This window comes from Exiguobacterium sp. PFWT01 (assembly GCF_018255795.1).
In the GTDB taxonomy this organism is placed as follows: domain Bacteria; phylum Bacillota; class Bacilli; order Exiguobacteriales; family Exiguobacteriaceae; genus Exiguobacterium.
Genome location: NZ_CP073755.1, coordinates 702,747 through 728,851 on the forward strand (window position 1 = coordinate 702,747; position 26,105 = coordinate 728,851).

A 26,105-nucleotide genomic window follows, 5' to 3' on the forward strand; every position below is an offset into this window, starting at 1 on the left:
AAAAATAGTGAAACCGCTTCACCTGTGATAAAATAATATAACCAGGTACTAAAAAAATTTTTAAGGGAGAACTTTTTATGAAGATTGCTTATATCACGGATAGTACGATTGTCCTTCCAGATGCTTTAGCGCAACATCCTGACATCCACATCGTCCCGCTCTATGTCGTCAAAGGGGACCAACCGTATAAAGATGGAATCGAAGTCGACGCGAAAACGGTTTACGAGTGGATTGACGCGGGAGAGCGTGTCTCGACGAGTCAGCCCGCGATCGGGGATTTCGTCACACTCTATGAAAAATTGAAAGAAGAGTACGATATGGGCATCGCGATTCATTTATCGTCCGATTTGAGTGGAACGTATTCGGCGTCCGTTCAAGGGGCTGAGATTGCGGAGTTCAAGTTGCTCGCCTTCGATTCACGGGCAGGTATCTATACGATGGGACTTATGTTCGAGGAGTTGATTGAACGCGTCGAAAGAGGCGATGCGCTTGAAGACGTGGAAGCATACATGAAGAAGCGCGTCGAGGACGTCCGCATCGAATTGACGCTTCAAAACTTGACACAGATGCAAAAGGGCGGACGAATCTCTAAATCGAAGGCGCTCATCGGGAACATGCTTCAATTGAAACCGGTGCTCCGATTTGAGGAAGGATTGATCGTCCCGTATCAAACGGTCCGCACGTATAAGAAGGCGCAGGCTCATTTATTCGAAGTGTTGCGTTCGGCAATCGAGTCCGGCGAATGTCAGGACGTCTCAATTTTCCACGGGAACGTCCCTGAACTTGCCGAAGAGTGGAAAAAACAACTCGGGGACACGATTCCGATTCGAGTCGATACACTCGCACCACTTCTCGGGGCGCATACGGGCTCAGGGTCAATCGGCATTTCTTATCTGAAAGCAAAATCATGATTCAGGGCGGTCCTTCTGAGAGGGCCGCCCTTTGTTACGTGTTTTTTGTTTCCGTAGATAAAGAAGTGTAATGGTGATTGAGTAGATGAACAAAACGTGATCAGAAATAGAGAAAAGTCCATGGTGAGCCCCCTTTATCCAAGTCGTTGCCGACATTTAGCATAACGAAACATTGAATTGGGAATCCTTTCAATATTTCATTGTCTCAACTTTCAAACAATTGCTGGAATGTTTTTGCAATACGGGTCATACTAGAAAAAATGAACGAGAAAAGGGGAGAAGACGATGCGATTTCGGAAGTACCTAGTTCGGAGCTGGCTCGCGTGGACACTCGTCTTCACGGGAGTGACGTATTTGACCTTCCAAAACCTTGAGGCGTTCGACTGGCCGTTGTTTTGGTTCATCTATACGCTTGGGGCACTGTTCGTCATGAATCCCTTAAAGCGCAGGCATCTTCACTTCACGTTTCATGAGATGTTTGTCTTTATCACATTCTTCTTATATGGGCTCGCCCCCGCCCTGTTGATGGGGCAACTGCTCCTCTTCACGTTTCAGGCGCGAGCCTTCAATCGTCGCGTCGGGCGTCGACGGTTCCTTCATTTCTATCCGCTCAACACGGTGATTGAATGTCTGCTCGTCTTGTTGCCGGGGCTCGCCTATATCGCGCTCGGTGGACGAATCGGAGAGCCCGTTCATTTGATGCAACAAGGCGTGGCCATGTTGGCGTTTTTAGGGACCTTGTTCCTCGTCCTGACAATGAGTTTCGCTTTATCCTACTTCATGGTCGGAGAACGGATCCCATTCCCGATTATGTGGCGACTGATCCGCTTTGACTGGCTCGTCGTATCACTCGAACTACTGTTCACGATGATTGCCATCGAGTCGTATCTCGTCTTCGGTTATGTCGGACTCATCATCACGTTCTTCATATTATCTGTTCTAAAAATGACGATGTCGAAAGCGACGGAGACGGAAGAGACCAAATCGAGAGTCGACCAAGTCGAACGCTTGAAGGAACAGTTGTACCGTGTGGACAGCGAGCAACTGTTGATTGAGAAGTTTTGGAACGGTCTTCGTGATATCGTCGAAGTGGAACGAGGATGGTTGCAGGTCAATCGAAAAGGGGAGCGGACGTTTTATGATATGACGGGGCGCGTCATCCCGAGTGTGCCGGATGCCTTCACGATTGAACGGTATCAAGATGAGGACGAGCCATGCTTCGTCTATGACTCGCTTCATGAATGGCATCCCGAATTGCAGCAACAGCAACAAGAGCTACATCATTCGGCGCTCGTCATCCAACCCGTTTGGGGAGCGGAGACGGCGGTCAGCTGCATGGTATCGACGACAGCAAACGGGGCATACGAAACCCCGATTGCGGTTGAGGTGAACCGTCTTCTCAAGACGTTATCGTGGTCAATCGAGCGCATCGACGAACGCAACCGTTTGCAACATGAGAGCTTGACGGATCCGTTGACAGGATTACATAATCAGCGAGCTTTACGCCGTTGGACGAAAGAACGATTGAACGATGTGGCGTCCTATCCGCTCTCTGTCTTCTTGATTGATTTGGATCACTTCAAGTCGATCAACGACACGTACGGACATGCGTTCGGGGACGAGGTGCTGATTGAAGCAGGTCAACTCTTCACTCGTAGCGTCCGAGCGACGGACTTGGTGACACGCTATGGAGGCGAGGAGTTCGTATTCGTCTTCCCGAGAATGGATGAGGCGGCCGCCCATCTGGTCGGTGAAAAGATACGAGACGCCTTGAAGCGCCATGATTTTGGGACGGAAGGGACGCGTATCACGGTGACGGCGAGTATCGGGATCGAAACGATTTATGAATATGAAGACCTCGATACGGTCTTGCGACATGCGGACCGAGCCATGTATGTCGGAGCAAAATTTAACGGGCGAGATCGTGTCGCCCACTATCATGATCTGTCGACTGAAGTCAGATAAAAGGAGGATCCACCGATTGGCGGACCCTCCTTTTGTATGAAATGATTATGAGTTCGTATTATAAAGTTCAGATTCAACCGCATGAACGGCGGCTGACCAGGAGCCATAGCGATGCAAGATCGCTTTCGTCGAAGGTTTGTTGTTCCGTTTTGCCCATTCGCGGTACGCTTCGAATGAGAGCGAGAAGCCCATTTCTTGAATGGCTTCACGAAGAGCGTTCGAGAGTTCTGTTTTCGAATAGGTCACACTCGCCTCAAGACCAGCCTCGGCACAGGCATCATGCCACGAACCGAACGTCTTGACGATATGATAATGGCTCGGTGCCTTCGGATGGAGCTTTCGCCATTGCTGATACTTCTTCAAGGTGATGATCGAGCCCATGTCTCGCGAATAAATGGCGAGCGTCTCGATGATGTCCTCGCGTGTATACTTCGGCATTTTGTCTGGCAATTCGACGGTTGACTCTCCATGCCATTCATAGCCTGCGATGGCAAGTGCCTCAGCCCATGACCCGAACTGACGAATGATTGACTCGGGAGACGGCCAATTCTGTTCCATTGCGAAGCGGCGATAGACAGAACGGCGTGGACGTTCCTTCAACAAGTCCCCGAGAAGACGAATGCAATGGATCATCCTTTGCTGTTCGGTAGACAAGTGATGGGATTTAGTGGATAGCGTTTGACTCAATGATGGTTCCTCCTTCCGTGGACTCAAATCTGAACCGACAAAGATAAAAAAATGCTCCTACAATCATACTATCGGATTGTTTTTCGGATTTATTAACGTGATTTTGAAAAAATTTAAACAATTCCTAGGAATTGGATAGGACTAAAGTCGCAGTTGGTAATTTCAAAAAATGGTAACAGTTCTATTACAAATTAAATCGAATTTCGTGAGAAATGTAAACATAAAGTTTTAATCACCCAAATATGTAATATTTTTATAAAAAAGTACCCAACTGGAGAGTTGGGGTCATCGCCTTCGCTCCAGATGAGTACCCTTCTATAATAAATTTAATTTTCAGACTAATCAATCAAATATTGAAATTACGTCAAAAAAATTTATAAGCTGGTCAATGAAAGACCGATTCTGCTAAAATAGCCGCATTGAGCAAAAAACAGAAAAGAGGATCATCACTATGACAGTTTGGTTATTTTATACGTTACTTGGATTGATTCAAGGGTTCACAGAGCCGATTCCAATCTCATCGAGCGGACATCTTGTCATCTTCCAAGAACTATTTAACATCGACTTGCCGGGATTGTCATTTGAAGTTTTCGTAAACTTTGCATCGCTTCTTGCGGTTTTAACAATCTATCGACAAGACGTCGTTCGTCTCATCATGAGTCTATGGACGTTTTTATTTAAGAAAGACCGGTCGGATGAGACGATGGTCGATGTGAAATTCATCGGATTGTTGCTTGTCGCGACCGTTCCAGCCGGTGTGCTCGGCGTCCTGTTCGGAGACTGGATTGGAGAAGTGCTTGGTGGCGTGGCGACAGTCGGCTATACGCTCATCATCACAGGACTCGCCCTTTGGTTTATTCGGAACATGCGAGGGAACAAGGGCGATGGTGGCATCACATTACGCGACGCCGTGTTGATCGGACTTGCCCAAGCTGTGGCACTCATTCCCGGAATCAGCCGTTCCGGTGCGACCATCGTTATGGCGATGCTCCTCGGAATCAAACAGGAGTCGGCGCTTCGATTCTCGTTCTTCCTGTTCATTCCGATCAGTCTCGGGACGATGATTTTGGACGGCCCGACGTTGTTCACCAACCCGGACACGCGAGACTTGTTCGGTCCGCTCATCTTGGCATTCATCGCCTCATACGTGTTGACCGCCATTTCGTTGAAGTGGTTCCAGCACATCATGGCAAAAGGTGAATTGAAGTATTTCTCATATTACTGCTGGATTGCCGGGCTTCTCGTCGTCCTCTTTCTCGCATAATCGAGGCGCTACTCTCACGAGTAGCGTTTTTTGTTTTGCGAAATAAAAACAATTGCGATACAGTAAACGTGTACAAACAAATATTCCTTCGGGGTCGGGTGAAATTCCCAACCGGCGGTGATGGGCCCATGCCCTAAGTCCGTGACCCGGGCGCACGTGTGCGAACGGTGGATCTAGTGAGACTCTAGAGCCGACAGTATAGTCTGGATGGGAGAAGGAACAAAAAACAGGTCCGCATGACCTGTGCTTCGTCGTACGCTTTTCTGTATAGAAAACGTTTATTTGGCTTGCCAAAAAGTCGACGAAACCCTCCCACCAAGACCCTAAGGACCGCTCCTTAGGGTCTTTTGTTTGTACGGAAAAAGGAGGGAGAACGATGAAACAGTACATGGAACAGGCCATTCAATTGGCGAAATCAGCCGATGGACAGACCGGCGTCAATCCACTCGTCGGTGCCGTTCTCGTGAAAGACGGGCGCATCGTTGGGATGGGTGCTCACCTTAAGGCGGGCGAACCACATGCTGAAGTGCATGCGATCCGAATGGCCGGTGCGGCTGCATATGGGGCGACCTTATATGTCACGCTCGAACCATGCTCACATCATGGCAAGACACCACCGTGCGCCGATTTGATTGTGGAATCGGGGATCAAACGTGTCGTCGTCGCCATGAAAGATCCGAACCCGCTCGTCGCAGGCAACGGGATCATGCGCCTGCAAGCGGCCGGTGTCGAAGTCGATGTGGGGTTGCTTGAGGCGGAAGCGCGTGCCTTGAATCCAGCGTTCTTGCGGTCGCTTGAAACGAAACGACCATACGTCATCTTGAAGACGGCGACGAGTCTCGATGGGAAAGTCGCCTTAGAGACGGGGGAGAGTCAATGGGTGACGAGTTCAGAAGCCCGTCGTGATGTGCATGAACTTCGTGCCACGGTCGATGCGATATTGACCGGGATTGGCACGGTGCTCGCGGATGACCCATCGCTCACGGTTCGATTGGACCGCGTGACGCGTCAGCCGAAACGAGTCGTGCTCGACCGTGACCTTAGGTTACCGTTCGCCAGTACGTTAGCACGTACCGCCGAAGACGTCCCGGTGCTCCTCTTCACTTCGTCAGATGAAGCCGAACGACGTGAACGAGCCAAAGCCGCCGGAATCGAATTATTCGATTACACGTCACTCGGTACGGTTCTTGAGACGCTATACGCAAATGGAATCGGGCGTGTGTTGATTGAGGCCGGACCGACGCTCGTCACTTCCCTTCTTGATGGAGGCTACGTGGACGAATGGGTCGCCTATCAATCACCACGGGTGTTCGGTGGAAAACATGGCGTCTATCGCTCACAGCAGGAAGGGACAATCGATGGGATATCCCGTTTTACGATTCATCAGGTTGAAACGATTGGCCCCGACCTAAAAGTCGTCCTTCGAAAGGGGGCGCTCTGATGTTCACGGGAATCGTAGAAGAAATCGGATCGGTCAAAGCGGTCAAGCGCAACGGACCGTCTTTACGACTCGTCTTGTCCGCTGTGAAAGTGCTTGACGATGTGAAGCTCGGGGACAGCATTGCCGTGAATGGGATCTGCCTCACGGTGACGACGTTCGATGACGCGACGTTCTCTGTCGATGTCATGCCAGAAACGTTGAAGGCATCGAGTCTAGATGGGGTCAAGCCTGGAACACCTGTCAATCTCGAACGAGCGATGCCGGCGAACGGACGGTTTGGCGGACATTTCGTATCCGGTCATGTCGACGGGGTCGGGCGAATCACGAAGAAACGTCCGCTCGCGAATGCGGTCTATGTCGATATACAGTGTGACCGCGCGCTCCTTTCCTACATTGTCCCGAAAGGCTCGATATGTGTAGATGGAACGAGTTTGACTGTGTTTGACGTGTCAGAGCGTGGGTTTACCCTGTCCTTGATTCCACACACATACAGCGAGACCGTGCTTGGGATGAAACAGACGGGTGATTTAGTCAATTTAGAATGTGATCTGTTAGCAAAATATATGGAAAAGGTCGTCGGGCAGTCGAAGATGACGCTCGAGTCTTTGGCGGAACAAGGATATGGAAAGGCGGGATGGTAATGTTTGATTCGATTGAACGGGCGGTTGAGGAACTGAGACGAGGACGTCCCATCATCGTCGTGGATGATGAGGACCGTGAGAATGAAGGGGACTTTGTCGTACTCGGTGACAAGATGACACCGGAAACGATGAACTTTTTGATCACGGAAGGGAAAGGACTCGTCTGTAGCGCCGTAGCAGAAGAAGTGGCAGTTCGTCTCGACCTCGCGCCGATGGTGACGAACAGTACAGACCCACACGGTACCGCCTTCACGGTCAGTGTCGACCATATCGATTCGACGACTGGTATCTCGGCGAGTGAACGGTCTCACACCGTTCGTGAGTTAGCGAACCCATCGTCCCATCCATCCGATTTTCAACGTCCTGGACATCTGTTCCCGCTCATTGCGAAGAAGGGAGGCGTCTCCGTTCGCCGAGGTCATACCGAAGCGTCTGTCGACCTGGCGCGACTCGCAGGAAGTGAGCCGGTCGCGGTCATCTGTGAAATCATTCGAGAGGACGGGGAGATGGCACGCGTACCTGATTTGGTACAAGTCGCTGAACGCCACGGGTTGGCATTCATCACTATCGAAGCGTTAGTCCGATATATGGAGGAGAACCTCGTCACACGTGTTGCGGACGTGTCCCTACCTTCCTCAAAAGGAACGTTTCGCATGATAGGGTATGAGAATCGAATGGACCGTGAAGAGCATGTGGCGCTCGTGACGGAGACACTTGAGGAGGTCCCGCTCGTTCGCATTCACTCCGAATGTCTGACCGGTGACGTCTTCGGTTCGTTCCGATGTGACTGCGGTCCGCAACTGGACACGGCGATGGCACGAATCGAGCAGGAATCGGGCATCGTGCTCTATATGCGTCAAGAAGGGCGAGGCATCGGACTGTTGAACAAACTGAAGGCGTACGCCCTTCAAGAGAATGGATTGGATACGGTCGAGGCGAACGTGGCACTCGGGTTTCATCCGGACCTTCGGGACTATCGGGTGAGCGCGGCGATGCTTCGTGATCTTGGCGTCACCCATGTCCGGCTCATGACGAACAATCCCGATAAAGTCGATGCCTTGGAATCATGTGGCATCACAGTCGTCGAACGCGTTCCGATTCATGTCGGTGCGCATGAAGCGAACGAATCATATCGTCTGACGAAACAACTCAAAATGAATCATATTGGAGGAACATGGACATGACCTATACATTTGAAGGAAACTTAGTTGGAGAAGGATTAAAGATTGGAATCGTCGTCGGACGGTTCAACGACTTGATCACGATGCGTCTGCTTGACGGGGCGAAGGATGCCTTGAAACGTCATGGAGTGAAGGAAGAGGATGTGTCGCTCGCCTTCGTCCCAGGAGCATTTGAACTCCCGCTCGTCGCGAAAAAAATGGCGATGAGCAAACAATACGACGCGGTCATCACGCTCGGAGCCGTCATTCGTGGTGCGACCCCGCATTTTGATTACGTCTGTAACGAAGCGGCAAAAGGGATCGCCCAGGCGAGCTATCAATCCGAAGTCCCGGTCATCTTCGGCGTGTTGACGACGGAGACGATTGAGCAGGCGATTGAGCGTGCAGGAACAAAAGCAGGCAACAAAGGGTGGGAAGCGGCGACTTCTGCCATCGAGATGGCCAATCTGTTAAAGCAAGTCTAATCAAAACCGGGTGACAATCACCCGGTTTTTCAAATGGTTGAACTAGGATGAAAAAACTGAAAAATGGGTAAAATAAGTGCATGGAACGAATGCATGTATTTGAACGATAAGGGAGGTTTGGCATATGGCAACTTCGCACGAATCATTGACGTTACAGTTACAACAACAAGAGCGACTCCATCACCTGCTTTCGTCACTCCTCAATCGTTTTTTAACGACAGAGATTGCGGATTTCAAAAAGCGGGTTGACCAATCGCTAGCCGAACTCGGACATTATTTCGCGGTCGACCGCGTCTATGTCTTCGATTACGATTTTACGAATCAAGTCTGCCATAACACGTTCGAATGGTGCGCCGAAGGAATCACGGCTGAAATGGACAATCTTCAAGACGTGCCGATTGATGTGCTGCCCGAGTGGGTGAATACCCATGTGGCGGGTGAGACGATGTATATTCCACGGGTCGCCGATCTACCTGAAGGGAGCGCCGTCCGCGCCATCTTAGAACCGCAAGCGATTCAAAGTTTGCTCGCGGTCCCCATGATGCAAGGGAAGTCGTGTCAGGGATTTGTCGGGTTTGATTCCGTCGTCTCGGAACGGACGTACACGGAGTACGAACAACAGGCGCTACAAGATTTCAGCAATGCGCTGCTCGGGGCGGTCGAGCGACACCGCATCGAGGCCGGGCGGGAAGAAGCGCAGCGGGTCCTCGCCGAGCGTGAAAAAGAATTGATCGATTATCAAGAGGGGCTTGTCCGCACGCTGTTACGTCTGTCCGCACTCCGTAACAACGAGACGGGGAACCATATCGAGCGGGTGCAGGATTTGTCGACGCTGTTCGCGACGATTTTATACGATCATCACCATGCGGAAGTGTCACCGCTCTTCATCGAAGGAATCCGTCTCGCGGCACCGCTCCATGATATCGGCAAAATCTCTGTTCCGGACGCAATCTTACTCAAAGCGAATCAACTGTCCGACCAGGAATGGGTATTCATGCGCGACCATGTGCGTGTCGGCGGCGAAGTGTTGAAGGATTTGCAGACACAGTTCCCTCAGAATTACTTCATTCAAATGGCCTATCACATCGCACTGTATCATCACGAGCGCTGGGACGGCACCGGGTACAACCAAGGACTGAAAGGGGAAGACATCCCGCTCGCGGCTCGAATCGTCACCATCATCGACGTCTATGACGCACTACGGACGGTCCGACCGTATAAACCGGCCTATACTCATGAGGATGCGATTCTTGCGATGCGAGATATGGAAGGAGCGTTCGACCCGACTTTGTTCGAATTATTCCTGGCTCATCAAGAAGAAATCGCCATTATGTTCGATCAGACATTTAAAGCACACTAAAAAGGAGACGTCCCCTCGGGGAGCGTCTCCTTTTTGATTAGAACGTTTCAGATGTTGTTTTCGCTTGCATGTGGAGTTGGATGTAATCCGGGCCACCTGCTTTTGAATCCGTACCTGACATGTTGAATCCACCGAAAGGCTGATAGCCGACGATTGCGCCTGTGCAACCACGGTTGAAGTAGAGGTTCCCAACGTGGAAGTTTTGGCGAGCGTATTCTTGATTCATCCGGTCACGTGTGAGCACCGCACCTGTCAAGCCGTATTCTGTGTTGTTCGCGATGTCGATTGCTTCTTTGAAGTCTTTCGCTTTCGTGAAGGCGACGATTGGTCCGAAAATCTCTTCTTGCATGAGACGTGCTTTCGGGTCGACGTCTGCGACGACAGTCGGCTCGATGAAGTAGCCTGTCGAGTCGTCCGCTTTCCCACCTGCGACGATGCGTCCTTCTTCTTTTGCGACATCGAAGTACGATGTGATCTTCTTGAAGGCCGATGCATCGATGACCGGACCCATGAAGTGTTCGTTCTTCTCTGTGTTTCCGACAGAGAGTTCGTTCGTGAGTTCGACGACGCGGTCGAGTACCGTATCGTAGACGCTGTCGACGATGACGGCACGTGAACAAGCCGAACACTTCTGACCAGAGAAACCGAATGCCGATTTCACGATCGATTGTGCAGCGAGCTCGAGGTCGGCTGATTCGTCGACGACGATTGTATCTTTTCCACCCATCTCCGCGATCACGCGTTTGAGCCAAATTTGACCTTCGTTCAACTTAGACGCACGTTCGTTGATGCGGAGTCCCACATCACGCGATCCTGTGAAGCTGATGAAGCGTGTCTTCGGATGGTCGACGAGATAGTCCCCGACTTCTGCACCCGGTCCCGGGATGAAGTTGAGCACGCCTTTTGGAAGACCTGCCTCTTCCATCACTTCGACGAATTTCGCAGCGACGATTGGCGTCGTCGAAGCTGGTTTCAAGAGAATTGTGTTACCGGCGACGATGGCAGCAACTGCTGTACCGGCCATGATTGCGAATGGGAAGTTCCATGGGCTGATGACGATCCCGACCCCGAGTGGGATGTAGTCATACCGGTTGTATTCGCCTGGGCGGCTCTCCACTTTCTTGCCTGGTTTGAGTTCGAGCATTTGACGTGCATAATATTCCATGAAGTCGATTGCTTCCGCTGTATCCGCATCTGCCTCGTTCCACGGTTTACCCGCTTCTTTGACGAGGTAAGCCGAGAACTCATGCTTACGTTTGCGGACGATGTTCGCTGCTTTGAACAAGACGTCGGCGCGGACAGCCGGGTCGACATGGCGCCATGAGTCAAATGCTGTGAGTGCTTCTTGCATCGCACGTTCTGCGAGCTCTTGGTTCGCTTTTGACACGCGACCGATCACTTCTTCTTTGTTAGCCGGGTTGTAAGACGTGATTTTACCTTCCGTCGTAACCTTTTCCCCACCAATTACGAGCGGATAGTCTTTCCCGAGCTCACCGTTCACTTTCTCGATTGCCGCTTGGATTGCTTCGGCATTCTCTTTTTGTGTAAAGTCTGTGAATGGTTCATGTTTGTATGGAATCATTCTCGTTCCCCCTTAAAGTGATGTTGAGCGTTAAAGCGCTTACGTCTGTATTGTATCGAAATTATCGTAGAAATCCTAGTGAAACAATTTTCCAGAAACACATGGCATTGGAGCAAGAAATCGAGACGTGATAGGATGGGGGAGAACACGGCTTTAGAAAGGACGAACAACATGAAAAAATGGTTCATTCCGCTACTCCTCGTCTTCATGCTCGGGGCATGTGGAAACGAGGAAGAGGCGGTGGTAGAAGAGACAGACCGCGCATTGCCGGACGCTGTCACGGAAGTGTACGCAGACTATCAGGCGGCGCTCGAGTCTGGAGATGCCGAGGCACTCGCGTCGATCGATTATGCCGGCCGGTTGACCGAGATTCCGGCGACCGGTGCCGTCACCCGTCAATTGTCCCCTGGTGAGATTTTTGAAAGCTGGGTCAACGAAGAGGGAGACGTGGCGTTCCTTGTCCATGAGATGATCGACGAAGAAGGGAACCTGCTCCCGAACCGACTCAGTAAAATCGCTGTGAAGGAAGGGGATGAGTGGTCACTAGTCATCACACCGGCCGCTTTACCAAAAGACGTGATTGCCGAGGTCGGAGAGTTACTCATCGGTGTCCAGGCGAACGAGTACGGAGTGAATGCCGAAGCGAACGCCCGTCTCGCCGAGATTCCGGAAGATGAGGCTGGTCCGATCTATGACCAAGTCAACGCACAGACGGACTATATGGCGCTCGAGGCAGACAATAACGTCTTCCTGCTCATGGCGGAAACGTTGACGGTCGAGGAGAACCAAACCATCATGACCGACTATTTCAAAGCGTATGAGACGTGGTACACGGGTAACGAGGAGACGCTCCGAAAAGCGGCTGCAACGGAAGATCCAGTCGAGTATATCGAAGTGCTTGACCCGTTAAAGACAAAACTAGAAGAAGCGATCGATGGCTTTGACGAACAACTCGTCGACCCGTCGTTTGGCTAAGGAGGAACAGCAGATGCTCGCACCAACATTTTCATTACCGAACCAAAACGGAGAAATGGTTTCATTAAAGGACCATCTCGGCAAGAAAGTCGTCTTATACTTCTATCCTCGAGATTCGACACCTGGTTGTACGACCGAGGCATGCGATTTCCGCGATGCGTTGCCGAAGATGGAAGGCGCGGTCGTCCTTGGGGTATCGGCCGACAGTCAAAAGAAACATCAAAACTTTATCGCCAAGAATGACCTCCCATTTGATCTGCTCGTCGACGAGGATCATGAAGTGTCCGAGCTTTACGGCGTCTGGCAGTTGAAGAAAAATTACGGGAAAGAATATTACGGCATCGTCCGTTCGACTTTCTTGATCAACGAGGACGGCTATATCGAACAAGAGTGGCGCAACGTCAAAGTGAAAGGTCACGTCGAAGAAGTCGTGGCTGCCATTCGTTCGTAAAACGAGAAACTGAAGGAAAGGTCATGAACGGTTTCAGACTGTAGACAACGCATGGGTCTACAGTCTTTTTTGTTCCCTTAAGAGTCTCGCCTGCCCGTAATTGGTCGTTGCTATCAAGCCGTTTCGAGCGTGCTTTATACAGTTGCAACCACTCCATTTCTGATTGAGATGTAGTCTATCGATTAACGGTTCGTATTGATCATGAAATCCGGGCTCATGCAGTTGAATATATATTACAATCATATTTCGAAATAAATTTTAAGATTCTTTTAGATACAAGGGTTCAGGGAAAATATTACAATTATATAACGTGTTGAAAACGCTTTCTTTAGGCAGTGTACCTTGACTCGATTGTGAATGTTCTGAAAAATATAGGGAGAGCGCTCAAATCAAGAATGTAGGAGGAGAGCAACACGGTGAATCAAATTGAAAGTTGGCTGACGAGTTTATCCAATCTCGTCTGGGGGCCACATTTACTCATATTACTTGTCGGGACAGGGATTTTCCTGACCGTCCGTCTCGGATTTATCCAAGTGACGCGACTTGGGGTCGGTCTGAAAGAGGCGTTCATTCCGAAACCAGAACAGCCGAAGAAAAAGCAACGCGGGGACATCTCGCATTTCCAAGCACTCATGACGGCATTGGCGGCCACGGTCGGTACGGGAAACATGGTCGGTGTCGCGACGGCGATTGTCTTCGGGGGACCGGGTGCTGTCGTTTGGATGTGGTTATCTGGTTTCGTCGGGATGGCGACGAAATACGCTGAGGCTATCCTGGCGGTCAAATATCGTGTCGTCGATGAACGCGGCGAAATTGCCGGGGGTCCGATGTATTACTTAGAACACGGACTAAAGAAAAAGTGGCTCGGCGTCTTGTTCGCCGTCTTTGCATCGGTCGCAGCCTTTGGGATTGGGAACGGGGTCCAAACGAACTCGATCAGTCTCGCCTTGAACAACTCGTTCAACATCCCAATGGTTGTGACAGGGATCGTCATGATGGCGGTCACGGCATTCGTCATCTTAGGTGGTGTCAAATCAATCGGAAAAGTCGTCGGAATCTTCGTCCCGTTCATGATTTTCGCATATGTCGGGAGCGGGCTCGTGATTCTCATCATGAACCTTGAATTGGTACCAGGTGCCTTATCGACAATGTTCTCGAGCACATTCAGTGCCGAAGCCATCGGTGGGGGTGCGTTAGGTGCCGCGATTCGCTACGGGGTCGCGCGCGGTGTGTTCTCTAACGAGGCAGGACTTGGATCTGCACCGATTGCGGCCGCGGCAGCGAAGACCGACTTCCCGGGACGTCAAGCACTCGTTTCGATGACACAAGTGTTGATCGACACGCTCATCGTCTGTTCTATCACGGGACTCACGATCGTCATGGGTGGTCAATACACGGAAGGGCTTGAAGGGATTGCCTTGACGCAAGCCTCGTTCGCTTACTTCTTAGGACCAATCGGTGAAATCATTGTGACGATCTCGCTCGTCTTCTTCGCCTATTCGACCGTCCTCGGCTGGTGTTATTACGGTGAACGTTCAGCGTATTATTTACTCGGGGAAAAAGTGATCGTCCCATATCGTGTCCTCTACATTTTAGTCGCGGGACTCGGTGCGATGACGACGAACTTGAATTTGATCTGGTCCATCTCGGATGTGTTCAACGGTCTCATGGCTATCCCGAACTTGATTGGACTCTTGTTCCTCTCAGGTGTGGTCGTCGCCGAGACAAAACGATTCGAACTCGAACGGAAAAAAGAACGGCAGTCATCTGCCGCTTGATGAGAAAACCCGCCGGACAGCACGTGTCGGCGGGTTTTTGTCATACCTTGAATTGGCGAATCAGTGAATCAAGTTCTTCCATCTTTTGTTGCGACTGTTCCGTCGCATGGTTCAACTCGGCGAAACGTTCGACGGACATCGTCACTTTTTCAGCGATTTCTTGCGTGCCGAGTGCCCCGTTGTTGACGGTCGTTGCGACGTCTTGGATGACGCCGATCATGTTCGACGTCAATTGTTCGAGCTCCCCGGCAGCGGCGGCGAACTCGGTCGCGGTCGTTTCGAAGCGACCTGCGTCCTCGCTATATTGTCCGGCTGCCTCTTCAAGTTGGTCATAATCTTTCAAGACGTTTGTGTCGAGGAAGTGGAGCATCTGTCCAGAACTCTCGTTCAAATGATCGACCGAATGAAGGACGGTCGTCGAGATGACTTGAATGCGTTCGACGGTCGCCCGGCTCGTTTCGGCGAGTTTCCGAATTTCGTCGGCGACGACGGCGAATCCACGTCCGGCCTCTCCGGCACGAGCCGCTTCAATCGAGGCATTGAGTGACAAGAGGTTCGTCTGCGCGGCGATGTCGAGGATGTCGTTCGTGAGCGTCGCGATCTCATGGACGGCTTTCGCATCTTGCATCGCTTTCTCTAAGTTTGTGCGTGTCGACTGAAGGACGCTGATGGCATTCTCTTTCGCCTCCACCGCATGTGACTTGAGGGAGAGGGCACGCTCATCGATTTGTCTCGCTTCGATTTTCCGCTCATCGGCCATCGTCACGATGTGATGAATCGTCCGTTCCATATCCGAGGCGGAAGCGTTCATCTCTTGCGCGCTTGCGGCCGTCTGTTGCATACCGGCGGTCAAGTCTTCAGTCGTCGCAGCGGTCGTCGTCATATATGTGTCGAGTTCTTTCAACTCTTCATACATATGAGTCGATTGCTTCGTCACGCCTGTCGTCACGTCGTTCACTTGAAGAATCAACTGACGCAAGTTGGCGATGAATTGATTGAAGTCACGTGCGAGTCCGGCAAACTCGTCGCGGCGCTTCACAGGAATCGATGTCGTCAAATCGCCATCGCTCGTGGCGAGCTCATGCATCTTCGTCTTGAACTCTTTGAGTGGCTCAAAGATGGAGCGGAAGATGAAGAGCATCATGAGGATCGTCATGACAGCGGCGACACCCAGTACGATGAAGAGCGTTAGACGGACTTGTTCGAACAATTCTGCGGCAGCGGCCGTATCCGACTGAATCTCTTCGCGGTTCAAGTTGACGAGAAGACCGAGAGAGTTCGAAAGTGTATCGGCACTTGCCGTTGCCGTGTCGCGAATGTACGCCTCTGCCGCCTCTGCACCGTCTTCGTTTGAAATACGAATGAGTTCATTCATGACCGTTTGGAAGTTATCCCAATTCATACTGGCTTCATCGAAGAGCTGTTGATCCTCTTCCATGATAATCGTCGCTTCATATCCGTCCATCCGTTGTTCCAAAATGGCGACAGATGCCTGAATGTCACGTTCGATGTTTTGTTTCGTCACCGCGTCATCCACGAGGGCGTGACGAATCAAATGACGACGAATTTCAAGCAATTGCTTATCGACTTGATGAATCTGGTCCATGCCTGGAACCCAGGAGATGGTCATGTCATGCTGCGCTTCTTTTTCCAAGTTCAACGCGTAGAGCGAGTAACCGCTTACACCAAGAAGCAGCACAAACATGATGCTAAACGCAGTGATGAGTTTATTCCGAATCGACATACGATTCCTCCTTACGAATCTTTTCTATCTTTAGCATAATCAGAATCGCACATCGACCGTATAGCTGATTTCGAAAGCGGGTCAATATTCGGAGAAGATTTCCCTAGTTTCTCAAAAAGGAGACATTTTCTCACAAGATAGATTTCCTTTTTTGTCTTATGAAAAAGTGGTATGATAATGAACGATGTATTGAAAACTGTTGGAGGTGGGAATTTTGGCTCGTATTACAGAAGCTGAAGTTCGGCACGTCGCCGGACTTGCCCGACTTGCGATCACAGATGAAGAAGTGACGCACTTCACGGAGCAATTGACAAAAATTCTCGAGTTCGCCGAGCAACTCGATGAGCTGGATACAACGGGTGTCGAACCGACGACCCATGCCCTAGATTTGAAAAACGTACTACGCAAAGACGAGGTCCGTCCATCGCTTCCACGTGAGGAAGTCGAACGGATGGCACCTGACTGGGAGAACGGTCAAGTCCGTGTCCCTGCGGTCTTTGAGTAAGGAGGCCTTTCATGAGTTTATTTGACCACGGTGTAGCGAAACTGCATACGTTATTAAAAGAAGGCGAAGTCACGGTCACGGACCTCGTCAAAGAGTCGTTCGACCGCATCGAAGCGACGGATGATCAAATCGGTGCGTTTTTGACGCTCAATGAGGATGCGTTCGAGCAAGCGAAGCGCATGGATGAGCTTGCGAAAACATCAGACAACCCGCTCTTCGGTTTGCCGATCGGTGTGAAAGACAACATCGTCACAAAAGGGATGCGGACGACATGTGCCTCGACGTTCCTCGAGAACTTCGTCCCGGCACACGATGCGACGGTCGTCGAGCGTCTTCATGACGCCGGTGCCGTCACAATCGGAAAGTTGAATATGGACGAGTTCGCGATGGGTTCATCAAACGAGAACTCGGCGTTCAAGCCGGTCCGCAACCCATGGGACCCGACTCGTGTACCAGGAGGTTCTTCAGGCGGTTCAGCGGCATCGGTCGCAGCTGGGCAAGTCCTCTTCAGCCTCGGTTCGGATACGGGTGGTTCGATTCGCCAACCAGCCGCATATTGTGGTGTCGTCGGGATGAAGCCGACATACGGTCTCGTCTCACGTTTCGGTCTCGTCGCCTTCGCGTCGTCACTCGACCAAATCGGCCCGCTCACGCGTACCGTTGAAGACAATGCTTACTTATTGAATACGATTGCGGGTCATTGCGACATGGACTCGACGTCGGCTGAGGTCGAGGTGCCGGACTATATGGCAGCGCTCAACCAGGATTTGGCGGGCATGAAGTTCGCACTTCCGGAAGAATTCATGGCAGAAGGTGTCGCGCCTGGTGTCCGTGAACAGATTGAAAAAGCGATCGAGACGCTCAAGTCTCTCGGTGCGACGATTGAGACGGTTTCGATTCCGTCTGTGAAGTATGCCCTCTCGGCATACTACTTGCTCGCCTCGTCAGAAGCCTCTTCAAACTTGGCTCGTTTCGACGGCATCCGTTATGGACGTCGCGCCGAGGCGGACACGCTCGACGAAGTGTTCACGTATTCGCGTGAACAAGGGTTCGGGGACGAGGTCAAACGCCGGATCATGCTCGGGACATATGCCCTCAGCTCTGGTTACTACGATGCGTTCTACAAGAAAGCCCAACAAGTCCGTACCCTCATGAAGCAGGACTTCGCGAAAGTATTCGAAGAGTATGATGCCATCGTTGGACCAACTGCTCCGACGACAGCGTTCAAACTCGGCGAACAGCTCGACGATCCGCTCACGATGTACGCGAACGACATCATGACGATTCCGGTCAACTTGGTCGGTATCCCGGCTATCTCAGTTCCGGCAGGTCTTTCAGAAGGTCTCCCGGTCGGTCTTCAAATTATCGGGAACTACTTTGATGAATCAACACTTTACCGCGTGGCCCATGCTTTTGAACAAGCAAACGGCGGTTTCAAGATGCCACAGCTCTAAGGAGGACGTACGATGAACTTTGAAACGATCATCGGGATCGAGGTGCACGCTGAGCTGAGCACGAAGTCGAAGATTTGGTGTGGCTGCTCACGCACTTACGGTGCCGAAACGAATACACAGACGTGTCCGATTTGCCTCGGACACCCGGGCGTCTTGCCTAAATTGAACGAAGAAGCGGTCAACCTCGCTATCAAAGCGGCAATGGCACTCAACTGTGAGATTGCGACAGATACGAAGTTCGACCGGAAGAACTACTTCTACCCAGACACGCCGAAAGCGTATCAAATCTCGCAGTTCGACAAGCCGATCGGCTCAAACGGTCACGTCGACGTCGAAGTGGACGGAGAGATGAAACGATTCCGCATCGAGCGCGTCCACTTGGAAGAAGATGCCGGGAAGATGAACCATACGGGCGAGAAGCACTCGGTCGTCGACTTCAACCGGACCGGTTCACCACTCATCGAGATTGTCAGTGAAGCGGACATGCGCTCACCGAAAGACGCGGTTGCGTATCTCGAGCGCTTAAAAGAAGTCCTCTCGTTCGCTGGCGTCTCGGACGTCAAGATGGAAGAGGGATCACTTCGCTGTGACTGTAACATCTCGGTCCGTCCATTCGGGCAGGAGAAGTTCGGTACGAAGACAGAGCTCAAGAACTTGAACTCGTTCTCAAACGTCTTAAAGGCACTCGACTATGAAGAGACGCGTCATCGCAAATTGCTTCTTTCAGGTGGCGTCATGCGTCAAGAGACGCTCCGTTACGACGAAGCGGCGAAAAAGACGATTCTCATGCGTGTTAAAGAAGGGGCAGCGGACTACCGTTACTTCCCAGAACCGGACCTCGTCCGTCTCGAAATCGATGAGGCATGGAAAGAGCGCATCCGCGCGACGATTCCAGAGATGCCGGCAGCTCGTCGTGAACGCTACATGAGCCAATACGGTCTCTCGGCATACGACGCAAAAGCCCTCACGTCAACGCGAGAGTTCTCGGACTTCTTCGAAGCGACGACAGCGGCCGGTGCGGAGCCGAAAGCGGCAGCGAACTGGCTCATGGGTGAAGTGCTCGGTCACTTGAACAAGTCGAATGAAACGGTCGAGACGATGAAGTTGACACCGGAATCACTCGCCGAGCTCATCCGCTTGATCGCAGAAGGGACGATTTCATCGAAAATCGCGAAGCGTGTCTTCACGGCGATGATGGAAGAAGGCGCTGATCCGAAAGCGTATGTGGAAGCGAACGGACTCGCCCAAATCTCGGACGAGAACTTACTCCGTGGCTACATCCTCGAATTGTTCGAGGCGCATCCGCAAATGATCGAAGACTTCAAGAACGGGAAAGACCGTGCGAAAGGCTTCATCATCGGTCAAATCATGAAACAGACGAAAGGGATGGCGAACCCGGCACTCCTCGATGGCTTGTTCCACGAAGAGATCGCAAAACGCTAAGCAGGCGGCGAGACACTTGTGTCTCGCTTTTCGCTCGAGTTGAGCATAGGGGAGAGAATCAATATGCAACGGAAACGTGCGCGGGTCATTTATAACCCGACATCTGGTAAAGAAGTGATCAAACGGGAACTCCCGTACATTTTGAACCGCCTCGAGGATGCGGGTTATGAGACGTCGACGTATGCGACGAAAGCGATTGGTGATGCCACGCTCGAAGCAAAACGGGCCTCAGCGGCCGAGTTCGACCTCATCATCGCCGCAGGTGGAGACGGGACATTGAACGAAGTCATCTCTGGGCTCGCACCGCTTGAGAATCGTCCGACAATCGGACTCATTCCGGTCGGGACGACAAACGACTTCGCCCGGGCGATGCGGATTCCACTGAGCGTCGTCGGTGCACTCGACGTCATCTGTGACGGGTTCGAGATGCCGGTCGACCTCGGGGAGATCGAAGGCGAGAAAGGTGACATCCACTATTTCATCAATATCGCCGGCGGTGGTATCATGACCGAGCTCTCGTATGAAGTGCCATCGAAGTTGAAGACGGCACTCGGACAGCTCGCCTATTACGTAAAAGGAATGGAGAAACTGCCACTCATCAAACCGACGTACATCGAACTTGAGCACGATGAAGGAACGTTCCAAGGCGAGGTCATGGTCTTCCTCACATCGAACTCGAACTCGGTCGGTGGATTTGAAAAAATCTCACCACACGCGTCGTTGAATGACGGGTTGTTCGACCTGTTCATTTTGCGGAAATGTAACTTGTTCGAATTCATCCACGTCGTCCGCCTTCTCCTCCGGGGTGAGCACTTATCCAGCTCACTCGTCGAGCACGTGAAGACGAGCCGCGTCCGGATGAAGACGACCGAGCCGATGAGTCTCAACATCGACGGCGAGTATGGCGGGGAGTGTACAGGTGAGATGCGGAACTTGTTCCGTCACTTGACGGTGCTCGCACCGAACGCTCGAATCCGCGAGATGGAAGATTTGAATGCACAATATGAACGCGAACAGATGATCAAGCAATTGTTCAATGTTTCGCTCGATAAAGCAGAGTGAAAAGATAGGAATGACGACATCAGTCATTCCTATTTGTAATGGAAGGAGCATTCGTATGCTACCAGTGAAAAAGAATGATCGTCTCGATGTCCACGTCCACGACCTGACCCATGAAGGGGCGGGTGTGGCACGTGTTGACGGCTATACGTTGTTCGTGCCGAACGCGTTGCCGGGAGAGACGGTCGAAATCGTCGTGACGAAGACGAACAAGCAGTACGGGTTCGCCCGATTGTTGAACGTGAAAGAAGCGAGCGCGGACCGGGTCGAGCCACCGTGCCCGATCTTTTATCAATGTGGCGGCTGTCAGCTGCAACACTTCAGTTATGAAGGGCAACTTCGCCAAAAACGAGAACGCGTCGTCGACGCGCTCAAGCGTCTCGGTCAGTTCGACGTGCCGGTCCATGACACGATTGGGATGCCAGAACCTTGGCGCTACCGCAACAAGGCACAAGTCCCGTTCAAACAAGAAGGGGACCGTCTCGTCTCAGGCTTTTATCGTCCTCGTTCGCATGATATCGTCGAGATGAGCGAATGTCTGATTCAAGATGAGCGTAATGACAAGGCGATCCAAGTCGTCCGTGATGTGTTGGACGCACGTGGCGTACCGGCGTATGACGAGAAGACAGGACGTGGAGTTATCCGTCACGTCATGGCCCGTTACGGGTACCATTCGGGTGAACTGATGATCGTCCTGATCACGAAGACGACGAAACTAAAAGGCGTGAATGAGATCGTCGCCGATATCGTCGAACGTCTTCCGGACGTGACGTCGATCATGCAAAACGTCAACCCGGACAAGACGAACGTCATCCTCGGGGCGACGAACAAGTTGCTCTACGGCCACGAGACAATTGAGGATAAAATCGCAGGACTCACGTTCACGATTTCTCCGCACTCGTTCTTCCAAGTCAACCCGGTTCAAACGGAGAAGCTGTACGGGAAGGCGTTAGAGTACGCACAACTGTCAGGTACGGAACAAGTCGTCGATGCCTATTGCGGTATCGGGACGATCAGCCTTTTCCTCGCCCGGAAAGCGGCGCACGTGTATGGTGTTGAAGTCGTTCCAGAAGCAATCGAGGATGCGAAACAGAATGCGCTCGTCAATGAGATCGACAATGTGACGTACGCATGTGGTGCAGCGGAAGATGTGCTCCCACAGTGGAAGAAAGATGGCGTGAACCCGGACGTCATCGTCGTCGACCCACCACGTAAAGGCTGTGCCGAATCGTTCCTTGAGACGATGGTCGAGATGGGACCGAAGCGAATCGTATACGTCTCGTGTAATGTTGCGACACAAGCGCGTGATATGCGTTACCTCGCCGACCATGGCTATCGCTTGATGGAAGTGACTCCGGTCGACATGTTCCCGCATACGGCGCATGTGGAAACGGTGGCGTGGTTGGAGAAAATTGAAAAGTAAGCTTGAAAAGTACATGGTAGATAAGGGGTTTTTAAGGTTTTGGGATGGACTCAAGACTTTAAAAACCTCTTTTTATTTATTCATCGGAAATATATTCAGAAGACTTCTTACTGCAAGGTAAGGACATCACTACTTGGGAAAAAGAGTTGAGGTTTATGCTGGTGAGTTAACAAGTTGAACATAATATGTGCATTATTTAAAGGGGTAAACAAATGAGCGAAGAATCAAAAAAATGGATATAGAATGCCACCAAACATTACCTATCATAGATGCGTGTCAAATAATATTTTCTTTCTAGAGCATCATTCTGTATAACTTGTCGATAATAAAGAATGGAATGATTTTCTACATAATATACGATAAAGGGACAGAAGTACGTAATGATTGATGCGTTTAAAGTAGTAAACAATGAATGAACGTTTATCAAAAAAATTGAATCTACATGGAGACAAACGATGAGTAAAATTATCTTTTCAGTGCAATCAATAGTAGAAGTCCTGCAAAATGGACATCTTAAAATCCCAGAGTATCAGCGACCATATAAATGGGAACGTAGGCATATTCGCAACCTTTTTTATGATATACGAGAAGCTATTGATAAGAACGTGAGTGAGTATCGAATCGGCTCAATCATTTTGCATCATAAAGACAGTGAAAATATAGATATCGTGGATGGACAGCAACGTTTGATTTCAATTTCATTATTTCTGTATTTTGCCGCAAAAGACAATCTGCCTGACGGTGCTAGCAACTTACTAAACGCAAATTACATAGGCGCCTCACAGCTTCACGCAAAAGAAAACTATGATGAATGGCGTATTCTTTGTGGATTAATTTCGAAAGAAGAGGTCGACGTCATCAGCAACTTTATGATGAATCATTGCAAAGTTTCCGTCATCGAGATGCCATCAGAAGGTTTAACAGAAGCTTTTCAACTGTTCGATTCCCAAAATAACCGTGGCAAGGCCTTAGAACCTCACGATTTGTTGAAAGCCTATCATTTACGATCAATTAAAGATCCGACAGAACGCACCATCGAAAAATGGGAAGAATTTGTTAACGACAAAGAATTTAATCTTCGCGATTTATTTGACAAGCATTTATTTAGAATAAGACGTTGGGTAAACGGTGATTCAGGATTGTCTCGAAAAAAGTATGGCAATGAATTAAAATTCACTGAGCGATTTATTGATGATTTCAAGGGTGTTGACCTTCAAAATGCGTCATATCCCTACTTGCGGTTATACGAAGAATTACGTAAACACGAAATTGGATTCCCTAATTCGATTTGTATGCCAATAATTAATGGGAATGCCTTCTTTGATTTTATCGAATTCTCATATGAACTTTTCAAAAATAATTTCTATGAGGACAGTATAATAGACGGCTTTCTTTCAGATGAACTCCAAGAGATAGTGAACAGTAAGAAAAGCAAATATTCCAGAAACATCAATTTATTCACTAACCTACTCGCAACATTTGTAGATCGTTTTGGAGTGGAGGCACTCGACCGAGAAACGTGTGAGAAGATTTTCGTCTGGGCGTTTTATCCAAGAACTGCTGCAAAAGCAATATACGATACCACACTCGCAAATTATGCAGCGAGTGGGACATTCCAAAAGAAAAAAAGTCAGAAGCTGTTTCAAGAATTAGCGGTTTCGGCTACTCCACGCGAATTTGTTGCACGAATTAATACTGATTTACTTGGCAATCTAACTGCTTCAGACATTGCAAATAAGCTTAATCAGGAGACGAAAAGGTGAACAATCCTCTATCTATATTTGATTTACTGAATGATAATAGCTATTCAGTCCCACTGTATCAACGAAATTTTGCGTGGACTGACGTAGAAATCACACAACTGATAATAGATGTACTCGATTCGATCAAAGAAGGTCGTTCCGAGTATTTTATAGGCACTCTCGTCGTAAGTAAGGATGGGGACGAATACTCGATCATCGATGGGCAACAGCGATTTACTTCTATACTCCTGATTGCTCTTGCGATTCAAAATGAATATGCTCCTTCCACAGAGTTCGTTAAAAAAATCAATTTGTGCTTTTCAGCACGAAAAAGATCCAATGATACGTTAAAAAGTTTATTTTTAAACGAGAGCATAACTGAAGAAACGTCAGGCAATGAATTACGACGTGGTTATAATGAAACAGTGAGTGCTCTGAAAGAACATATAGGTTCTAATGACTATCGAAACATTTCAATTGAAACATTCTATCGATACCTTTTCCGAAATGTGAAAATTTTTATTAGTGAGATGCCTGAAAACTTAGATGTTAAACTATATTTCGAACGATTCAATTCACGCGGTGAACAATTGGAATATCATGAAATTATAAAAGCTGAGCTAATGCAACGACTTGTTGCAGAAGGAGTCGCATTTGCCAAAGTTCAAAAATTCGCTAAAATTTGGGATGCTTGTTCCGAATTCGAAACCCCTTGTATTCAGTTCTTCAATAAAAAAACAAAGGGATCAGATGCTGACAAAGAACGAGAAAAAGTATTTAATTGCGAGTGGAGTGAATATGAACCAGGAAAGAATTCTTGGAGGTATGGATATAATCTTAAAAATATCTATTCGAACATGGTCGTTAACAAGGAAAATAAAAAATCGCTCATTAGCGCCATTGACGAAACGTCTATGAATGGTGCTGATGCAGATGTTCAATCTACAGGTAACGAGAATTCCAATAAATATCGATGTATTGTGAATTTCAATACATTTCTTTATTATGTTTTGTATTTGACTGATCATGTAGAAGAGGACTCAATCCACTTGGATGATAAAAAATTGAAATCAGCTTTTAAAGTATCTTCAAGAGATAGTCGATGGATACTGAGATTCGGGGAAAATTTACTGAAAGCGAAATTTATTTTTGATAATTTGATCATCCGGAATTCTCTTGAAACGACCAATAGGCGCAAAGAGGGAGAATGGTTTCTACAAAAATCCTATCGCGAAGACAAGAACGAAAAAGCGAGAGGGCATTTATATGTTCAAACGCGATTTGATAAAAATTCTTTTTCGACCAATAATCACGAAATATTGATGTTGCAATCAATGTTTGCGGTCACATTTACAGCTTATAAAGATACTAAATGGTTATATTCAACGCTCAAATTTTTATTCGAACATACAGACGAGCTAAATGAGGCTGACTTCGGTAAAAAATTCGTTGCCTTTTTAGAGTCAATGTCTAAGAAATTTGCAAAAGAAAGAATATGTAACGATAGCGAACTTGATGCTCACAGTTTAAGATACGATCATTTTGTGCCTGTATATGCTTTCAACTTAACCGACTATGTGTTATGGAAAAACAGAGAAAAGTTGAAACTAGACTATACTACCATCAAGTTTGATGATTTCCACTTTACATACAGACGTTCAATTGAGCATTGGTATCCGCAAAATCCAAACGTGACCGAAGGGAAATCGAAAATGTCTGATGATTTGCTACACTGCTTCGGGAATCTATGTTTGATCGTGGCTAGTCAGAACTCTTCATTCGGTAATCTTGATCCACTTGCCAAACTAGAGAATTGGCGAAATATTTTTTCTACTCAAAGTCTGAAGTTACAAATGATGGCAGTGAGCAGCAAAAAATTTGGTGTTTGGAATGAAACGAAACGTAATGAAATTTTAGAAATGGAAAACGATATGTTGCAACTGCTGAGCGAATACATCTATTGAGTTTTTTGCTGGAAAAATAGTTTACAGTGCAAGATGTAAGGATGAAAGTCTTTTGTCATTTTTTATAATGT

At 49.3% G+C, this 26,105-nt stretch carries 21 protein-coding genes and 1 riboswitch; of the genes, 18 read left to right on the forward strand and 3 right to left on the reverse strand.

Annotation, left to right across the window (positions count from 1 at the left end; all coding sequences use genetic code 11):
* The first annotated feature begins 77 nt into the window (after positions 1 to 77).
* Positions 78 to 911, forward strand: coding sequence for a DegV family protein (locus KD909_RS03675; protein WP_211782432.1), 834 nt, complete (start codon positions 78 to 80; stop codon positions 909 to 911).
* A 285-nt stretch (positions 912 to 1,196) separates the two neighbouring features.
* A complete protein-coding gene (locus KD909_RS03680; protein ID WP_211782433.1) occupies positions 1,197 to 2,876 on the forward strand; it encodes a sensor domain-containing diguanylate cyclase in 1,680 nt (559 codons plus the stop codon).
* Between the two features lie 45 nt (positions 2,877 to 2,921).
* Here the strand turns inward: KD909_RS03680 and KD909_RS03685 are convergent, their stop codons facing one another.
* Complete coding sequence (locus tag KD909_RS03685; protein WP_012727053.1) at positions 2,922 to 3,563, reverse strand: homing endonuclease associated repeat-containing protein; 642 nt, start codon at positions 3,561 to 3,563, stop codon at positions 2,922 to 2,924.
* Positions 3,564 to 4,014: 451 nt separating this feature from the next.
* On the opposite strand from KD909_RS03685, the gene KD909_RS03690 reads away from it, so the two are divergent.
* The 6 genes from KD909_RS03690 (at position 4,015) to KD909_RS03715 (ending at position 9,914) form a co-directional block, all read left to right on the forward strand.
* Positions 4,015 to 4,827: an undecaprenyl-diphosphate phosphatase gene (locus tag KD909_RS03690; protein ID WP_211782434.1), complete on the forward strand. Its 813-nt coding sequence runs from the start codon at positions 4,015 to 4,017 to the stop codon at positions 4,825 to 4,827.
* Between the two features lie 80 nt (positions 4,828 to 4,907).
* Positions 4,908 to 5,050, forward strand: a riboswitch (FMN riboswitch).
* A gap of 153 nt (positions 5,051 to 5,203) precedes the next feature.
* Complete coding sequence (ribD, locus tag KD909_RS03695) at positions 5,204 to 6,268, forward strand: bifunctional diaminohydroxyphosphoribosylaminopyrimidine deaminase/5-amino-6-(5-phosphoribosylamino)uracil reductase RibD (protein ID WP_211782435.1); 1,065 nt, start codon at positions 5,204 to 5,206, stop codon at positions 6,266 to 6,268.
* On the forward strand, positions 6,268 to 6,909 hold the full coding sequence (ribE, locus tag KD909_RS03700; RefSeq protein WP_211782436.1) for a riboflavin synthase: 642 nt from the start codon (positions 6,268 to 6,270) through the stop codon (positions 6,907 to 6,909). The genes ribD and ribE (KD909_RS03700) overlap by 1 nt, the downstream gene beginning before the upstream one ends.
* Entirely contained in the window at positions 6,909 to 8,093 is a 1,185-nt protein-coding gene (ribB, locus tag KD909_RS03705; RefSeq protein WP_211782437.1) for a 3,4-dihydroxy-2-butanone-4-phosphate synthase, read from the forward strand. The genes ribE (KD909_RS03700) and ribB overlap by 1 nt, the downstream gene beginning before the upstream one ends.
* On the forward strand, positions 8,090 to 8,554 hold the full coding sequence (ribE, locus tag KD909_RS03710; protein ID WP_074036107.1) for a 6,7-dimethyl-8-ribityllumazine synthase: 465 nt from the start codon (positions 8,090 to 8,092) through the stop codon (positions 8,552 to 8,554). Before ribB ends, ribE (KD909_RS03710) begins: the two co-directional genes overlap by 4 nt.
* Before the next feature lie 124 nt (positions 8,555 to 8,678).
* The gene (locus tag KD909_RS03715; RefSeq protein ID WP_211782438.1) at positions 8,679 to 9,914 is read left to right on the forward strand and encodes a GAF and HD-GYP domain-containing protein; all 1,236 of its coding nucleotides are present in this window, start codon (positions 8,679 to 8,681) and stop codon (positions 9,912 to 9,914) included.
* 37 nt (positions 9,915 to 9,951) lie between these two features.
* Here KD909_RS03715 and pruA read toward each other — a convergent pair whose 3' ends face one another.
* Complete coding sequence (pruA, locus tag KD909_RS03720) at positions 9,952 to 11,496, reverse strand: L-glutamate gamma-semialdehyde dehydrogenase (protein ID WP_159562777.1); 1,545 nt, start codon at positions 11,494 to 11,496, stop codon at positions 9,952 to 9,954.
* A 171-nt stretch (positions 11,497 to 11,667) separates the two neighbouring features.
* On the opposite strand from pruA, the gene KD909_RS03725 reads away from it, so the two are divergent.
* From KD909_RS03725 to KD909_RS03735, 3 genes are all read left to right on the forward strand, one after another.
* Complete coding sequence (locus KD909_RS03725) at positions 11,668 to 12,471, forward strand: hypothetical protein (RefSeq protein WP_211782439.1); 804 nt, start codon at positions 11,668 to 11,670, stop codon at positions 12,469 to 12,471.
* Between the two features lie 13 nt (positions 12,472 to 12,484).
* Positions 12,485 to 12,922 carry a thioredoxin-dependent thiol peroxidase gene (gene bcp / locus KD909_RS03730; RefSeq protein ID WP_211782440.1) on the forward strand — a complete coding sequence of 146 codons (438 nt, stop codon included), beginning with the start codon at positions 12,485 to 12,487 and terminating at the stop codon, positions 12,920 to 12,922.
* Positions 12,923 to 13,338: 416 nt separating this feature from the next.
* Complete coding sequence (locus KD909_RS03735; protein WP_211782441.1) at positions 13,339 to 14,700, forward strand: alanine/glycine:cation symporter family protein; 1,362 nt, start codon at positions 13,339 to 13,341, stop codon at positions 14,698 to 14,700.
* 40 nt (positions 14,701 to 14,740) lie between these two features.
* On the opposite strand, the gene KD909_RS03740 is transcribed toward KD909_RS03735, so the two are convergent.
* Positions 14,741 to 16,444 (reverse strand): methyl-accepting chemotaxis protein, encoded by a 1,704-nt coding sequence (locus tag KD909_RS03740; protein WP_211782442.1) that lies wholly within the window; start codon positions 16,442 to 16,444, stop codon positions 14,741 to 14,743.
* 214 nt (positions 16,445 to 16,658) lie between these two features.
* On the opposite strand from KD909_RS03740, the gene gatC reads away from it, so the two are divergent.
* From gatC to KD909_RS03775, 7 genes are all read left to right on the forward strand, one after another.
* Positions 16,659 to 16,949 carry an Asp-tRNA(Asn)/Glu-tRNA(Gln) amidotransferase subunit GatC gene (gene gatC / locus KD909_RS03745; protein WP_012727041.1) on the forward strand — a complete coding sequence of 97 codons (291 nt, stop codon included), beginning with the start codon at positions 16,659 to 16,661 and terminating at the stop codon, positions 16,947 to 16,949.
* An 11-nt stretch (positions 16,950 to 16,960) separates the two neighbouring features.
* A complete protein-coding gene (gene gatA / locus KD909_RS03750; RefSeq protein ID WP_211782443.1) occupies positions 16,961 to 18,403 on the forward strand; it encodes an Asp-tRNA(Asn)/Glu-tRNA(Gln) amidotransferase subunit GatA in 1,443 nt (480 codons plus the stop codon).
* A 12-nt stretch (positions 18,404 to 18,415) separates the two neighbouring features.
* Positions 18,416 to 19,846, forward strand: coding sequence for an Asp-tRNA(Asn)/Glu-tRNA(Gln) amidotransferase subunit GatB (gene gatB, locus KD909_RS03755; protein ID WP_211782444.1), 1,431 nt, complete (start codon positions 18,416 to 18,418; stop codon positions 19,844 to 19,846).
* A gap of 63 nt (positions 19,847 to 19,909) precedes the next feature.
* Complete coding sequence (locus KD909_RS03760) at positions 19,910 to 20,908, forward strand: diacylglycerol kinase (RefSeq protein ID WP_012727038.1); 999 nt, start codon at positions 19,910 to 19,912, stop codon at positions 20,906 to 20,908.
* A gap of 55 nt (positions 20,909 to 20,963) precedes the next feature.
* Entirely contained in the window at positions 20,964 to 22,328 is a 1,365-nt protein-coding gene (gene rlmD, locus KD909_RS03765) for a 23S rRNA (uracil(1939)-C(5))-methyltransferase RlmD (protein WP_012727037.1), read from the forward strand.
* A 455-nt stretch (positions 22,329 to 22,783) separates the two neighbouring features.
* Entirely contained in the window at positions 22,784 to 24,091 is a 1,308-nt protein-coding gene (locus tag KD909_RS03770; RefSeq protein ID WP_012727036.1) for a DUF262 domain-containing protein, read from the forward strand.
* Positions 24,088 to 26,034: a GmrSD restriction endonuclease domain-containing protein gene (locus KD909_RS03775; protein ID WP_211782445.1), complete on the forward strand. Its 1,947-nt coding sequence runs from the start codon at positions 24,088 to 24,090 to the stop codon at positions 26,032 to 26,034. The genes KD909_RS03770 and KD909_RS03775 overlap by 4 nt, the downstream gene beginning before the upstream one ends.
* Positions 26,035 to 26,105: the final 71 nt, after the last annotated feature.